Source organism: uncultured Streptococcus sp. (assembly GCF_963516515.1).
Lineage (GTDB): Bacteria > Bacillota > Bacilli > Lactobacillales > Streptococcaceae > Streptococcus.
On the sequence record NZ_CAUQCJ010000009.1, the window covers coordinates 41,860 to 56,748 of the forward strand.

Genomic DNA, 14,889 nt, shown 5'->3' on the forward strand with positions numbered 1-14,889 from the left:
TTGCAATCAATCTGTTCTTGATTTTTTATTAGTTTGTAATGTTGATTATAGAGAATTTTGATATAATGAAATGGATAAGAACAGAGGAAGAAAGATAATGAAGAAATTGAGATTTATTTTTTTAGCCCTGCTATTTTTCTTAGCCAGACCAGAGAGTGCAATGGCTAGCGATGGTACTTGGCAAGGAAAACAATATCTGAAAGCGGATGGAAGTCAAGCAGCTAATGAGTGGATTTTTGATGCTCATTATCGATCTTGGTTTTATATAAAAGCAGATGCCAACTATGCTGAAAATGAATGGTTGAAGCAAGGTGACGACTATTTTTACCTCAAATCTGGCGGCTATATGGCCAAGTCAGAATGGGTAGAAGACAAGGGAGCTTTCTATTATCTTGACCAAAATGGAAAGATGAAAAGAACTGCTTGGGTAGGTGCTTCCTATGTTGGTGCAACAGGTGCCAAGGTAATAGAAGACTGGGTTTATGATTCTCAATACGACGCTTGGTTTTATATCAAAGCAGATGGACAACACGCAGAGAAAGAATGGCTCAAAATTAAGGGCAAGGACTATTATTTTAAATCTGGCGGTTATTTGCTAACAAGTCAGTGGATTGATCAGGCTTATGTGAATGCTAGTGGTGCCAAAGTACAGCAAGGTTGGCTTTATGATAAACAATACCAAACTTGGTTTTATATCAAAGAAAATGGAAATCATGCTGATAAAGAATGGATTTTCGAAAATGGTCACTATTATTATCTAAAATCTGGTGGCTATATGGCAGCCAATGAATGGATTTGGGATAAGGAGTCATGGTTTTATTTCAAATCTGATGGCAAAATGGCTGAGAAAGAATGGTTATACGATTCTAAAAGTCAAGTCTGGTACTACTTCAAATCTGGTGGCTATATGGCGAAAAATGAAACAGTAGATGGTTATCAGTTTGGAAGCGATGGTAAATGGCTTGGAGAAAAAACTACAAATGAAAATGCTGCTTACTATCAAGTAGTGCCTGTCACAGCAAATGTTTATAATGCAGATGGTGAAAAGCTTTCCTATATATCGCAAGCTAGTGTCGTCTGGCTAGACAAGGATAGAAAAAGTGATGATAAGCGCCTGGCTATTACTGTTTCTGGTTTGTCAGGCTATATGAAAACAGAAGATTTACAAGCACTAGATGCTAGTAAGGATTTTATCCCTTATTATGAAAGTGATGGCCACCGTTTTTATCACTATGTGGCTCAGAATGCTAGTATCCCAGTAGCTTCTCATCTTTCTGATATGGAAGTAGGCAAGAAATATTATTCGGCAGATGGCCTGCATTTTGATGGTTTTAACCTTGAAAATCCCTTCCTTTTCAAAGACTTGACAGAGGCTACAAACTATAGTGCTGAAGATTTGGATAAGGTATTTAGTCTGTTAAATATTGACAATAGTCTCTTGGAAAATAAGGGAGCTACCTTTAAGGAAGCCGAAGAACATTACCATATCAATGCCCTTTACCTCCTTGCCCATAGTGCCTTAGAAAGTGACTGGGGACGTAGCAATATTGCCAAAGATAAGAATAATTTCTTTGGAATTACAGCCTATGATACGACCCCGTACCTTTCTGCCAAGACATTTGATGATGTAGATAAGGGAATTTTAGGTGCAACCAAGTGGATTAAGGAAAATTATATCGATAGGGGCAGAACTTTCCTTGGAAACAAGGCGTCTGGTATGAATGTTGAATATGCCTCAGACCCTTATTGGGGCGAAAAAATTGCTAGTGTGATGATGAAAATCAATGAAAAACTAGGTGGCAAAGATTAGTCCTATAATTGAATATGATTTGTGTGAGTAGTAATACTCTTCGAAAATCTCTTCAAACCACGTCAACGTCGCCTTGCCGTATAGATGTTACTGACTTCGTCAGTTCTATCTGCAACCTCAAAACAGTGTTTTGAGCAACCTGGGGCTAGTTTTCTAGTTTGCTCTTTGATTTTCATTGAGTATAAGTTAAAAATCCTGATTTTAAGCAAAAAATCAGGATTTTTTCATGGATGCGATTTTTTCTGGGTCTGGTGTGACACGGAGGGTCTTTTGTCCTGTGTAAGTGACAAAGCCGGGTTTTCCACCAGTTGGTTTGTTGAGTTTCTTGACTTCAATCATATCTACCTGCACCAGATTTGACAGGCGACCTTGAGAGAAGTAGGCGGCCAGTTCTGCCGCGTCTGTCTTGACTTCATCAGATGGGTCAAGATTTCCTGAGATGACAACATGGCTTCCAGGGATGTCCTTGGCATGGAACCAAAGTTCTTCCTTACGAGCCATTTTAAAGGTCAATTCCTCATTTTGTAGGTTGTTGCGACCGACATAAATGATGGTTTTGCCATCACTGGCCAGATACTGTTCTGGTTTTTTACGTTTCTGGATTTTCTCCCGCTGTCTTCTGCGGATAAAACCTGTTTGGATTAATTCTTCACGGATTTCAGCGATTTCTTCCAGCCCAGCTTGGTTGAGAACAGTTTCCACACTTTCCAAATAGAGAATGGTTGCCTTGGTTTCCTCAATCAAATCAGTCAAGTATTTGACAGCTTCTTTGAGTTTCTGATACCGTTTAAAATAGCGTTGGGCATTCTGGTTGGGAGTCAAGGCCTTATCAAGCGCAATGGTGATAGGTTGGTTAGTATAGTAGTTGTCTAGGATAACCTGGTCTTGGTCGTTAGGCACTTGGTGGAGGAATGTTGTCAGCAATTCTCCTTTTTGACGAAATTCTTCAGCATTGTCTGTCGCCAGTAACTCTTTTTCCTGTTTTTTGAGTTTGTGTCGGTTTTTCTGAAGTTCATTTTCAACACGACGAATGAGTTCACTGGCTTGTTGTTTGACGCGGTCGCGTTCAGCCTTGTCCTTATAGTAGGTGTCCAGCAAATCAGAAAGGCTGGTAAAAGGCTCTCCTACACGATTTGCAAAAGGAACTGGGCTGAAAGAAGTCTCAGTCAAGCATGGCTTGGTTTCTTGATTGAAAAAGTTACGGAAAGTAGAAAGTTTATCACTAACCAGAATGTTTTCCAATTCATTTGCCGTATCGCGTCCCAGACCTTGAAAGAGGCTTTGAAGATTTTTAGCTGTCGTTTCCTGTGTTTGTAGGATTTCAAAGAGTTTCTCGTCCTTGATTGTAAAAGGATTGAGAGACTCGGTACTTGGCGGAGCGATATAGGTTGATCCAGGAAGCAAGGTACGGTAGCTATTTTGTGAAAAGCCAACATGTTTGATGACTTCGAGGATTTTGTGGCTACTTTTATCAACCAGTAGAATATTACTGTGTTTTCCCATGATTTCGATAATCAAGGTAGCCTGAATATGGTCCCCAATCTCGTTTTTATTGGAAACTGTCATTTCCACAATACGGTCATTTTCCACTTGCTCAATCGACTCAATCAGGGCACCCTGCAAATATTTTCTCAAAACCATGATAAAGGTGGAAGGTTGAGCTGGATTTTCAAAAGTCGTTTGGGTCAGCTGAATGCGTCCAAAAACTGGATGGGCAGAAAGGAGCAGGCGATGGCTTTGGCGATTACTACGGATTTGCAAGACCAACTCTTGTTCAAAAGGCTGATTGATTTTCTGGATGCGACCGTTCACTAATTCTCTTCGCAATTCCTCAACCATGTGGTGTAAAAAAAATCCGTCAAATGACATCGTTCTCTCCTTGTGATTGTATTCCATAGTATTATATCAAAAAGGTAGAATAAAATCATGGAAATGTGGTATAATAAAGCCAAGTAAAGAGAAACGAGAAGCACATGTATATTGAAATGGTAGATGAAACTGGTCAAGTTTCAAAAGAAATGTTGCAACAAACCCAAGAAATTTTGGAATTTGCAGCCCAAAAATTAGGAAAAGAAGACAAGGAGATGGCAGTCACTTTTGTGACTAATGAGCGTAGTCATGAACTCAATCTGGAGTACCGTGACACAGACCGTCCGACAGATGTCATCAGCCTTGAATATAAGCCAGAGTTGGAAATTGCCTTTGACGAAGAGGATTTACTTGAAAATCCAGAATTGGCAGAGATGATGTCTGAGTTTGATGCCTATATTGGGGAACTGTTCATCTCTATCGATAAGGCTCATGAGCAGGCTGAGGAATATGGCCACAGCTTTGAGCGTGAGATGGGCTTCTTGGCAGTACACGGCTTTTTACATATCAACGGCTATGATCACTACACTCCGGAAGAAGAAGCGGAGATGTTCGGTTTACAAGAAGAAATTTTGACAGCCTATGGACTCACAAGACAATAAACGAAAATGGAAAAATCGTGACCTGATATCCAGTTTAGAATTTGCCATCACAGGAATTTTTACTGCTATCAAGGAAGAACGCAATATGCGAAAACATGCAGTGACGGCTCTTGTGGTCATTCTTGCAGGTTTTGTTTTTCAAGTGTCACGAATCGAATGGCTCTTTCTCCTATTGAGCATTTTCTTGGTAGTAGCCTTTGAAATTATCAACTCTGCTATCGAAAATGTGGTGGATTTGGCTAGTCACTATCACTTTTCCATGCTGGCTAAAAATGCCAAGGATATGGCGGCTGGCGCGGTATTAGTGGTCTCTCTTTTCGCTGCCTTAACAGGCGCATTGATTTTTCTCCCACGAATCTGGGATTTAATATTTTAAACAGTAAGAGGAAATTATGACTTTTAAATCAGGCTTTGTAGCCATTTTAGGACGTCCTAATGTTGGGAAGTCAACTTTTTTAAATCACGTTATGGGGCAAAAGATTGCCATCATGAGTGATAAGGCGCAGACAACGCGCAACAAAATCATGGGAATTTACACGACTGATAAGGAACAAATTGTCTTTATCGACACGCCAGGGATTCACAAGCCTAAAACGGCTCTTGGAGATTTCATGGTTGAGTCTGCTTACAGCACCCTTCGTGAAGTGGACACCGTTCTTTTCATGGTGCCTGCTGATGAAGCGCGTGGTAAGGGGGATGACATGATTATTGAGCGTCTTAAGGCTGCCAAGGTTCCTGTGATTCTGGTGGTGAACAAGATTGACAAGGTTCACCCAGACCAGCTTTTGTCTCAGATTGATGACTTCCGTAATCAGATGGACTTCAAGGAAATCGTTCCTATCTCAGCCCTTCAGGGAAATAATGTCTCACGTTTAGTTGATATTTTGAGTGAAAATCTGGAGGAAGGTTTCCAGTATTTTCCAGCTGATCAAATCACAGACCATCCAGAACGTTTCTTGGTTTCAGAAATGGTTCGCGAGAAAGTCTTGCACCTAACTCGTGAAGAGATTCCGCACTCAGTTGCTGTAGTTGTTGATTCTATGAAGCGAGATGAAGAGACAGACAAGGTGCATATCCGTGCAACTATCATGGTGGAGCGAGATAGTCAGAAAGGGATTATCATCGGTAAAGGTGGCGCTATGCTTAAGAAAATTGGTAGCATGGCTCGTCGTGATATTGAACTCATGCTAGGAGACAAGGTCTTTCTAGAAACATGGGTCAAGGTCAAGAAAAACTGGCGCGATAAAAAGCTAGATTTGGCTGACTTTGGCTATAATGAAAAAGAATACTAAGTAGAGGTGGGCACATGCCTGCTTCTTGTTTTTACAGAAGGAGGACTTATGCCTGAATTACCAGAGGTTGAAACTGTTCGACGTGGCTTAGAAAAATTGATTTTGGGTAAAAAGATTTCGAGTGTAGAAATTCGCTATCCCAAGATGATTAAGACAGATTTGGACGAGTTTCAAAAGGAAGTGCCAGGCCAAGTTGTTGAGTCCATGGGACGTCGTGGCAAATACTTGCTTTTTTACCTGACAGACAAGGTCTTGATTTCCCATCTGCGGATGGAGGGTAAGTATTTTTATTATCCGAACCAGGTTCCTGAACGCAAGCACGCCCATGTTTTCTTCCAGTTTGAGGATGGTGGTACACTTGTTTATGAAGATGTACGCAAGTTTGGTACTATGGAACTCTTGGCTCCTGACTTTTTGGAAGCCTACTTTATTTCTAAAAAACTAGGGCCTGAACCAAGCGAACAAGCCTTTGATTTGCAGGTCTTTCAAGTAGCTCTAGCTAAGTCTAAAAAGCCTATCAAATCCCACTTATTAGACCAGACCTTGGTTGCTGGCCTTGGCAATATCTATGTGGATGAGGTTCTCTGGCGAGCTCAGGTTCATCCGGCTAGACCTTCCCAGACTTTGACATCAGAAGAAGCGACAGCTATTCATGACCAGACCATTGCTGTATTGGGACAGGCTGTTGAAAAAGGTGGTTCGACCATTCGGACCTATACCAATGCCTTTGGGGAAGATGGAACCATGCAGGATTTTCATCAGGTCTATGACAAGGCTGGTCAAGCATGCTCACGCTGTGGAACTCTAATTGAGAAAATCCAACTAGGCGGACGTGGAACTCATTTTTGTCCTCAGTGTCAAAGGAGGGACTGATGGGAAAAATCATTGGAATCACGGGGGGAATTGCCTCTGGCAAATCAACTGTGACAAATTTTTTAAGACAGAAGGGCTTTCAAGTGGTGGATGCTGACGCAGTCGTCCACCAACTACAGAAACCTGATGGTCGTCTATTTGAGACTCTAGTCCAGCATTTTGGGCAAGAAATCATCCTTGAAAACGGAGAACTCAATCGCCCTCTCCTAGCTAGTCTTATCTTTTCAAATCCTAAAGAGCGTGAATGGTCTAGGATAACTCAAGGAGAGATTATCCGTGAGGAACTAGCTACTTTGAGAGACCAGTTGAATCAGACAGAAGTTATTTTCTTCATGGATATCCCCCTGCTTTTTGAACAAGACTACAGCGCTTGGTTTGATGAGACATGGTTGGTCTATGTGGATCGAAATATCCAAGTGGAACGATTAATGAAAAGAGACCACTTGTCCAAAAATGAAGCTAAGTCTCGTCTGGCAGCCCAGTGGCCTTTAGAAAAAAAGAAAGATTTGGCCAGCCATGTTCTAGACAACAATGGAAATCAGGACCAGCTTCTTACTCAGGTGGTCTCCCTTCTTGAGGGAGGTAGGCAAGATGACAGAGATTAATTGGAAGGATAATCTGCGCATTGCCTGGTTTGGTAATTTTCTGACTGGAGCCAGTATTTCTTTGGTAGTGCCCTTTATGCCCATCTTTGTGGAAAATCTAGGCGTAGGGAGTGAGCAAGTCGCTTTTTATGCAGGTTTAGCAATTTCTGTCTCTGCTATTTCCGCGGCGCTCTTCTCTCCTATCTGGGGAATCCTTGCTGACAAATACGGACGAAAACCCATGATGATTCGGGCAGGTCTTGCCATGACTATTACTATGGGAGGTTTGGCTTTTGTCCCAACTATCTATTGGTTAATCTTTCTTCGTTTATTAAACGGTGTATTTGCAGGATTTGTTCCTAATGCAACGGCCCTGATAGCCAGTCAGGTTCCCAAGGAGAAATCAGGCTCTGCCTTAGGTACTTTGTCTACAGGCGTAGTTGCAGGTACTCTAACTGGTCCCTTTATTGGGGGCTTTATCGCAGAATTATTTGGTATTCGTACTGTTTTCTTACTGGTTGGTAGTTTTCTGTTTTTAGCTGCTATTTTGACTATTTGCTTTATCAAGGAAGATTTTCAACCAGTAGCCAAGGAAAAGGCCATCCCAACAAAGGAATTATTTACATCAGTTAAATATCCCTATCTTTTGGTCAATCTCTTTCTGACCAGTTTTGTCATCCAATTTTCAGCCCAATCAATCGGCCCTATCTTAGCTCTGTATGTGCGCGACTTAGGGCAGACAGAGAATCTTCTTTTTGTCTCTGGTTTGATTGTATCCAGTATGGGCTTTTCCAGCATGATGAGTGCAGGAGTCATGGGAAAGCTAGGTGACAAGGTGGGCAATCATCGTCTCTTGGTTGTAGCTCAGTTTTATTCAGTTATCATCTATCTCCTCTGTGCCAATGCCTCTAGTCCCCTTCAACTAGGACTCTATCGATTCCTCTTTGGCTTGGGAACCGGTGCGCTGATACCTGGGGTCAATGCCCTTCTCAGCAAGATGACACCCAAAGTAGGTATTTCGAGGGTCTTTGCCTTCAATCAGGTATTCTTTTATCTGGGAGGTGTCGTTGGTCCTATGGCAGGTTCCGCAGTAGCAGGTCAATTTGGCTACCATGCTGTCTTTTATGCGACAAGCCTTTGTGTTGCCTTTAGTTGTCTCTTTAACCTTCTTCAATTTCGAACATTATTAAAAGTAAAGGAAATCTAGTGCGAGTAAAAATTAATCTCAAATGCTCCTCTTGTGGCAGTATCAATTACCTAACCAGTAAAAATTCAAAAACCCATCCAGATAAGATTGAGGTTTTAAAGTATTGTCCCAAGGAAAGAAAAGTAACCCTACATCTTGAATCTAAGTAGATTTTATGGTAAAATAATAGGGATTTTAAGGAGTTTGATATGTATAACCTATTATTAACCATTTTATTAGTATTATCTGTTGTGATTGTGATTGCGATTTTCATGCAACCAACCAAAAACCAATCTAGCAATGTATTTGATGCCAGCTCAGGTGATTTGTTTGAACGCAGTAAAGCACGCGGTTTTGAAGCTGTAATGCAGCGTTTGACAGGGATTTTAGTCTTTTTCTGGCTAGCCATTGCCTTAGCATTGACGGTATTATCAAGTAGATAAGAAAATAATGGGCAGGACTAGGTCTTTGCCTCTTTTTATTTTTAAAGGATGTGTAAGAAGGTTTTACAGTAAAAGAAAATTAAAAAATCTAGAAAGAAAATATGAAAGATAGAATAAAAGAATATTTGCAAGATAAGGGAAAGGTGACTGTCAATGACTTGGCTCAGGCTTTGGGAAAAGACGGGTCCAAGGATTTTCGTGAGTTGATTAAAACCTTGTCCTTAATGGAAAGAAAGCACCAGATACGCTTTGAAGAAGATGGTAGTCTGACCTTGGAAGTCAAGAAAAAACATGAGATTACTCTCAAGGGGATTTTTCATGCCCATAAAAATGGCTTTGGTTTTGTTAGCCTAGAAGGCGAGGAGGACGACCTTTTTGTAGGAAAAAACGATGTCAACTATGCTATTGATGGTGATACAGTTGAGGTCGTGATTAAGAAAGTCGCTGACCGCAATAAGGGAACAGCAGCAGAAGCCAAAATTATCGATATTCTAGAACACAGTTTGACAACTGTTGTCGGTCAAATCGTTCTAGATCAGGAAAAGCCTAAGTATGCTGGCTACATCCGTTCAAAGAATCAGAAAATAAGTCAACCGATTTATGTGAAGAAACCAGCCCTTAAACTCGAGGGAACAGAAGTTCTCAAGGTCTTTATTGACAAATACCCAAGCAAGAAACATGATTTCTTTGTCGCTAGTGTCCTCGATGTGGTGGGGCATTCAACGGATGTTGGAATTGATGTCCTTGAGGTTTTGGAGTCTATGGACATTGTCTCAGAATTTCCAGAGGCTGTTGTCAAGGAAGCGGAAAGTGTGCCTGATTTTCCATCTCAAAAGGATATGGAAGGCCGTCTGGACCTGAGAGATGAGATTACCTTTACCATTGACGGTGCAGATGCCAAGGACTTGGACGATGCGGTGCATATCAAGGCCTTGAAAAATGGCAATCTAGAACTCGGAGTTCACATTGCAGATGTTTCCTACTATGTGACCGAGGGTTCTGCCCTGGACAAGGAAGCCCTTAACCGCGCAACTTCTGTCTATGTGACTGACCGTGTGGTTCCAATGCTTCCAGAACGACTATCAAATGGCATCTGCTCTCTCAATCCTCAAGTAGATCGCCTGACCCAGTCAGCCATTATGGAGATTGATAAAGATGGTCGTGTGGTCAACTACACTATCACACAAACGGTTATCAAGACAAGCTTCCGTATGACCTATAGTGATGTCAATGATATCCTAGCTGGCGACAAGGAAAAGAGACAAGAATATCAGAAAATTGTTCCAAGTATTGAACTTATGGCTAAGCTCCATGAAACTCTAGAAAACATGCGTGTGAAACGTGGAGCTCTCAATTTTGATACCAATGAAGCTAAGATTTTAGTGGATAAACAAGGTAAGCCTGTTGATATCGTTCTTCGTCAGCGTGGTGTTGCCGAGCGCATGATTGAGTCCTTCATGTTGATGGCCAATGAAACAGTTGCCGAGCATTTTAGCAAGCTGGATTTACCTTTTATCTATCGAATTCACGAGGAGCCTAAGGCTGAAAAGGTTCAGAAGTTTATTGATTATGCTTCGAGTTTTGGCTTGCGCATTTATGGAACTGCCAGTGAGATTAGCCAGGAGGCACTTCAAGACATCATGCGTACTGTTGAGGGAGAGCCCTATGCGGATGTATTGTCCATGATGCTTCTCCGTTCCATGCAACAGGCTCGCTATTCGGAGCACAATCACGGCCACTATGGACTAGCGGCTGACTATTATACTCACTTTACCAGTCCGATTCGTCGTTATCCAGACCTTCTTGTTCACCGTATGATTCGTGATTACGGCCGTTCTAAAGAAATAGCCGAGCATTTTGAACAAGTGATTCCAGAGATTGCGACCCAGTCTTCCAACCGTGAACGTCGTGCCATTGAGGCTGAGCGTGAAGTCGAAGCCATGAAAAAGGCTGAGTACATGGAAGAATACGTGGGTGAAGAGTATGATGCAGTTGTATCCAGCATCGTTAAATTTGGTCTCTTTGTCGAATTGCCAAATACGGTTGAAGGCTTGATTCACATCACTAATCTACCTGAATTTTATCATTTCAACGAGCGTGATTTGACCCTTCGTGGAGAGAAATCAGGAACAACCTTCCGTGTAGGTCAACAAATTCGTATCCGAGTTGAAAGAGCCGACAAGATGACTGGTGAAATTGACTTCTCATATATCCCAAGTGAGTTTGATGTGATTGAAAAAGGCTTGAGACAGTCTCATCGTAGTGACAGAGGGCGTGGTTCAAGTCGTCGTTCAGATAAGAAGGAAGACAAGAGAAAATCAGGACGCTCAAATGATAAGCGCAAGCATTCACAAAAAGACAAGAAAAAAGGAAAGAAACCTTTTTATAAGGAAGTAGATAAGAAAGGAGCCAAGCATGGCAAAGGGCGAGGGAAAGGTCGTCGCACAAAATAAAAAGGCGCGTCATGACTATACAATCGTAGATACGCTAGAGGCAGGGATGGTCCTGACTGGAACTGAAATCAAGAGTGTACGAGCTGCTCGAATCAATCTCAAGGATGGCTTTGCCCAAGTAAAAAATGGAGAAGTCTGGTTGAGCAATGTTCACATCGCTCCTTACGAAGAGGGCAATATCTGGAATCAAGAACCAGAACGTCGTCGAAAACTCTTGCTCCATAAGAAACAAATCCAAAAATTGGAACAAGAGACCAAAGGGACAGGAATGACCCTTGTTCCCCTAAAAGTCTATATCAAAGATGGCTATGCCAAGCTCCTTTTAGGCCTAGCTAAAGGGAAGCATGACTACGATAAACGGGAATCTATCAAACGTCGTGAGCAAAACCGCGACATTGCGCGCGTGATGAAAGCTGTTAATCAGCGGTAAAAAGAGGAAATGAAAATGGAAAAATTAGTTGCCTATAAACGTATGCCCTTGTGGAATAAAGAAACCATGCCAGAGGCTGTTCAGCAGAAACACAATACCAAGGTTGGGACTTGGGGCAAGATTACTGTTTTAAAAGGAACTCTCAAGTTTATTGAGTTGACAGAGGATGGCGAGGTTCTAGCTGAGCATCTCTTTGAAGCGGGAGCTGACAATCCAATGGCACAACCACAAGCCTGGCACCGAGTGGAGGCTGTAACAGACGATGTAGAATGGTATTTGGAATTTTATTGTAAACCTGCGGATTATTTCCCTAAGAAATACAATACCAATCCTGTTCATTCAGAGGTCCTAGAGGCTATGCAGACAGTAAAACCAGGGAAAGCCTTAGATTTGGGCTGTGGTCAGGGGCGTAATTCTCTCTTTCTAGCCCAGCAAGGTTTTGATGTGACAGCTGTGGATCAAAATGAATTATCTCTTGAAATCTTGCAAAGTATTGTGGAGCAAGAAGACCTGGACATGCCTGTAGGTCTTTACGATATCGATTCAGCCAGTATTGGGAAAGCGTATGATTTCATCGTATCGACAGTTGTTTTGATGTTTTTGCAAGCAGACCGCATTCCTGAAATTATCAAAAATATGCAGGAGAAAACCACTGTTGGTGGTTATAATCTTATTGTTTGTGCTATGGATACGGAGGATTATCCTTGCTCAGTGAACTTCCCATTTACCTTTAAAGAAGGAGAATTGGCAGACTATTACAAGGACTGGGAATTGGTCAAGTACAATGAAAATCCAGGTCATTTGCACCGTTGCGATGAGAATGGCAATCGTATTCAACTACGCTTTGCGACCATGCTAGCCAAGAAAATCAAGTAAATATGTTATGAAGAGTCTGGGATAAAAAGATTTTGATTTTAGGAATTATTTATTATAAATTTTAAAAATCAATAGATTAGATAAAAAGCGAATAAGACCGAAAACTAAATGTCAGATAACTCGTTTTGTTCGCTTTTTATATTTAAGGTTAGAATTTTGTCCCAGATTCTTTTAATACTCAATGAAAATCAAAAAGCAAACTAGGAAACTAGCCGCAGGCTGTACTTGAGTACGGCAAGACGACGTTGACGCAGTTTGAATTTGATTTTCGAAGAGTATAAAAATGCCAAATGTTATAAAAACGTAATATTTCTGACTATATAATTTTTATTTCGAGAATTTCTATAATTATAGAATAAAAGCAGTTTTATGCGTATATATATATATATATATACGCATAAAAATTATAATAGATTAGAAAATATAAAAAAGGTGGCTATTGAATTATTAGAGTAAAAGTGTATTATAAGATGTGATACAAATATTTATTTTGGAGGAAATTAGATGTTTCATAAAGGTAAACACGATCGTGAAAAGCAATTACGTTTTTCTATTCGTAAGGTCAGCTTTGGTGCAGCTAGTGTCGCAGTAGCTGCATTGTTCATGTTTTTAGGAAATGGGGCAGTATCTGCTGCAGAGCAAAGTGTGCCTTCAACTAATGGGGAGACTCAAGCACCGCAACCTAAAGATCAGAATGTTCAGAATGGGACCTACGAAGGGAATACAGTAGCCACTAGTCCTGCTGCAACAGTAGAGACAAATACTCAACCTTCAACAGTTGAAAATAGTCCTTCTCCAGAATCAGCACCTCAGAAGGTGGAGACTCTAGATAAGAAAGAATTAACAGATTTAATCAAAGAAATTGATGGCAAGTTTGCTAAAGGAATCTATGCTACTAAGACAGAAGAAAGCGTTAACAATCTTAGAGCTGTCTTAGAAGAAGCAAGAACTGATCTAAGCACTGCAACAACTAAAACTGAATTAACTGCAGCATATAGAAAGTTAATTACAGCAACATCAAAATTGCAAACAAAATCTGAAAAGAAAAAAGAACAAGCGGTAGATAATACAAGTGACAAAGGAAGCAAAAGCCCAAAAAATGCCAGCGCTGAAAAGCCTTTGGAGTCTAATTCTATTGCAAACTCAGGTTCTAGAGATGAACGTAATGGAAAAGCATTAGATAAAAATAATCCATTCCGTACAGATGCAGCTCCTAGCACGGCAGATGATACATCAGCAACTCAAGTATTTGATAATCCAGTAGAAGGTGCTGATGTAAAAACCCTTTCAAATAAGTTGGAATCATTGCCTGAGACGATTCAGAACAATGAAAAAATTCAGAATATGGATGAACTTGGAAATGCTAAAAATGTAGATAAAGGAAAAGTTGTTGAAATTGATGAATTTGGGGGATGGAATGCTGTTGCTGCAGATGGACAACCAGGAAAATTTGCTATAGCAAGAAAAACTGATAAGGGAGTATTTCCACTTGAGACCGTTAATACAGTATGGAGTGATAGAAGCAAAAGATATACTACTTGGGTACTAGAACAATCTTTTGATAGAACTAGCGACTATATGTTATTTTTATCAAAAGTTAGAACACAGGAAAATCAGCAAGAAGAAACATTTGATGGTTCTAATTATAAATCTTCAGGTGAAGGTCCAAAAATTGCCAAAGGTGTTAAAGGTTTTAATGGAATCCAAAAAACATTTAAAGCTTATTCAAATGAGCATGGTTCAAAATTAACCGTGTCATTTAAGACTGGGTATACTGGAGATATTGATGGCACTAAAGCACAGTATAGGGTCGAAGTAATCATTAATCGTAATGGACAAGAAGAAAAATTATACAATCAAACATTTACACCAGAAGTTTCAAAAACAAATACTGAGATGACGGTAGTGAAGGCAAGTGATGGAACAAATTCTCCTCAAAGTTTCAGTCTAAGTGGGACACCAACACCTACGAAAGAACAATTTGAAGAAAAAATTGCAACTAATAGGCCAACTGGAACAGGAGGAACATTCAAGAGTAGGGAGATTGAAATACCTAAAGGTGTAACTGAATATACAGTTCGAATTAGTTCAGCAGATAATCAACGTTTGGGAATGGGATATCAATCATTGTATAGGCACTATGCACTCCCACTGACAGGTTCAAATTTTTCAATTGAACAAGATACAAAAAATGTTGCGAAGGATTTACTACAGAGAATTTATAATAGATTAATAGAACAAAAATCAGAAGATACTAAGTGGTCTACTCCTGAAACTAAGGGTGCTTATGAAACAAAATTGACCGAGATTAATACTTTACTTAATTCAGGAATAAATACTACAAGTAATTATAAAGAATCTGCTAAGTCACTTATTGAAAAATATAACTCTTTGAACAATAGAGATACAATTGTTGCAGCAGCGAAAGCCGCTTTAGCTCAAGCAGTAGAGGCAGAGAAGAATGAAATCAA

General features: G+C 40.4%; 14 protein-coding genes. 13 read left to right on the forward strand and 1 reads right to left on the reverse strand.

Going from position 1 to position 14,889, the window contains the following annotated elements; genetic code table 11:
* Positions 1 to 97 precede the first annotated feature (97 nt).
* Positions 98 to 1,810: a glucosaminidase domain-containing protein gene (locus tag RYL77_RS03245; RefSeq protein WP_315009814.1), complete on the forward strand. Its 1,713-nt coding sequence runs from the start codon at positions 98 to 100 to the stop codon at positions 1,808 to 1,810.
* 213 nt (positions 1,811 to 2,023) lie between these two features.
* On the opposite strand, the gene pavA is transcribed toward RYL77_RS03245, so the two are convergent.
* Complete coding sequence (pavA, locus tag RYL77_RS03250; protein WP_315009816.1) at positions 2,024 to 3,679, reverse strand: Rqc2 family fibronectin-binding protein PavA; 1,656 nt, start codon at positions 3,677 to 3,679, stop codon at positions 2,024 to 2,026.
* A gap of 104 nt (positions 3,680 to 3,783) precedes the next feature.
* Here pavA and ybeY point away from each other — a divergent pair, with 104 nt between their 5' ends.
* The 12 genes from ybeY to RYL77_RS03310 all read left to right on the forward strand — a co-directional run.
* Positions 3,784 to 4,281: an rRNA maturation RNase YbeY gene (gene ybeY / locus RYL77_RS03255; RefSeq protein WP_000275156.1), complete on the forward strand. Its 498-nt coding sequence runs from the start codon at positions 3,784 to 3,786 to the stop codon at positions 4,279 to 4,281.
* Entirely contained in the window at positions 4,262 to 4,657 is a 396-nt protein-coding gene (locus tag RYL77_RS03260; protein WP_000378156.1) for a diacylglycerol kinase family protein, read from the forward strand. The genes ybeY and RYL77_RS03260 overlap by 20 nt, the downstream gene beginning before the upstream one ends.
* 16 nt (positions 4,658 to 4,673) lie before the next feature.
* Complete coding sequence (era, locus tag RYL77_RS03265; protein WP_315009824.1) at positions 4,674 to 5,573, forward strand: GTPase Era; 900 nt, start codon at positions 4,674 to 4,676, stop codon at positions 5,571 to 5,573.
* A gap of 48 nt (positions 5,574 to 5,621) precedes the next feature.
* The gene (gene mutM / locus RYL77_RS03270) at positions 5,622 to 6,446 is read left to right on the forward strand and encodes a DNA-formamidopyrimidine glycosylase (RefSeq protein ID WP_315009826.1); all 825 of its coding nucleotides are present in this window, start codon (positions 5,622 to 5,624) and stop codon (positions 6,444 to 6,446) included.
* Positions 6,446 to 7,051 (forward strand): dephospho-CoA kinase, encoded by a 606-nt coding sequence (coaE, locus tag RYL77_RS03275; protein WP_315009828.1) that lies wholly within the window; start codon positions 6,446 to 6,448, stop codon positions 7,049 to 7,051. The genes mutM and coaE overlap by 1 nt, the downstream gene beginning before the upstream one ends.
* The gene (locus RYL77_RS03280; protein ID WP_315009830.1) at positions 7,038 to 8,237 is read left to right on the forward strand and encodes a multidrug efflux MFS transporter; all 1,200 of its coding nucleotides are present in this window, start codon (positions 7,038 to 7,040) and stop codon (positions 8,235 to 8,237) included. The genes coaE and RYL77_RS03280 overlap by 14 nt, the downstream gene beginning before the upstream one ends.
* Positions 8,237 to 8,386, forward strand: a complete 150-nt coding sequence (rpmG, locus tag RYL77_RS03285; RefSeq protein WP_001809104.1) for a 50S ribosomal protein L33 — start codon at positions 8,237 to 8,239, stop codon at positions 8,384 to 8,386. The genes RYL77_RS03280 and rpmG overlap by 1 nt, the downstream gene beginning before the upstream one ends.
* A 39-nt stretch (positions 8,387 to 8,425) precedes the next feature.
* Entirely contained in the window at positions 8,426 to 8,659 is a 234-nt protein-coding gene (gene secG / locus RYL77_RS03290; RefSeq protein WP_000282517.1) for a preprotein translocase subunit SecG, read from the forward strand.
* 101 nt (positions 8,660 to 8,760) lie between these two features.
* Positions 8,761 to 11,112: a ribonuclease R gene (gene rnr / locus RYL77_RS03295; protein ID WP_315009831.1), complete on the forward strand. Its 2,352-nt coding sequence runs from the start codon at positions 8,761 to 8,763 to the stop codon at positions 11,110 to 11,112.
* Complete coding sequence (smpB, locus tag RYL77_RS03300; protein ID WP_001051750.1) at positions 11,075 to 11,542, forward strand: SsrA-binding protein SmpB; 468 nt, start codon at positions 11,075 to 11,077, stop codon at positions 11,540 to 11,542. Before rnr ends, smpB begins: the two co-directional genes overlap by 38 nt.
* Before the next feature lie 15 nt (positions 11,543 to 11,557).
* Entirely contained in the window at positions 11,558 to 12,418 is an 861-nt protein-coding gene (gene tehB, locus RYL77_RS03305; RefSeq protein WP_315009833.1) for an SAM-dependent methyltransferase TehB, read from the forward strand.
* Between the two features lie 504 nt (positions 12,419 to 12,922).
* Positions 12,923 to 14,889 (forward strand): YSIRK-type signal peptide-containing protein (locus RYL77_RS03310; protein ID WP_315009835.1); only part of this gene is annotated, 1,967 nt, incomplete at its 3' end.

Bases quoted from the DNA above. Each gene is read 5' to 3' on its own strand.
- RYL77_RS03245 (WP_315009814.1), top strand. From the start codon at position 98: ATGAAGAAATTGAGATTTATTTTTTTAGCCCTGCTATTTTTCTTAGCC.
- pavA (WP_315009816.1), bottom strand. From the start codon at position 3,679: ATGTCATTTGACGGATTTTTTTTACACCACATGGTTGAGGAATTGCGA.
- ybeY (WP_000275156.1), top strand. From the start codon at position 3,784: ATGTATATTGAAATGGTAGATGAAACTGGTCAAGTTTCAAAAGAAATG.
- RYL77_RS03260 (WP_000378156.1), top strand. From the start codon at position 4,262: ATGGACTCACAAGACAATAAACGAAAATGGAAAAATCGTGACCTGATA.
- era (WP_315009824.1), top strand. From the start codon at position 4,674: ATGACTTTTAAATCAGGCTTTGTAGCCATTTTAGGACGTCCTAATGTT.
- mutM (WP_315009826.1), top strand. From the start codon at position 5,622: ATGCCTGAATTACCAGAGGTTGAAACTGTTCGACGTGGCTTAGAAAAA.
- coaE (WP_315009828.1), top strand. From the start codon at position 6,446: ATGGGAAAAATCATTGGAATCACGGGGGGAATTGCCTCTGGCAAATCA.
- RYL77_RS03280 (WP_315009830.1), top strand. From the start codon at position 7,038: ATGACAGAGATTAATTGGAAGGATAATCTGCGCATTGCCTGGTTTGGT.
- secG (WP_000282517.1), top strand. From the start codon at position 8,426: ATGTATAACCTATTATTAACCATTTTATTAGTATTATCTGTTGTGATT.
- rnr (WP_315009831.1), top strand. From the start codon at position 8,761: ATGAAAGATAGAATAAAAGAATATTTGCAAGATAAGGGAAAGGTGACT.
- smpB (WP_001051750.1), top strand. From the start codon at position 11,075: ATGGCAAAGGGCGAGGGAAAGGTCGTCGCACAAAATAAAAAGGCGCGT.
- tehB (WP_315009833.1), top strand. From the start codon at position 11,558: ATGGAAAAATTAGTTGCCTATAAACGTATGCCCTTGTGGAATAAAGAA.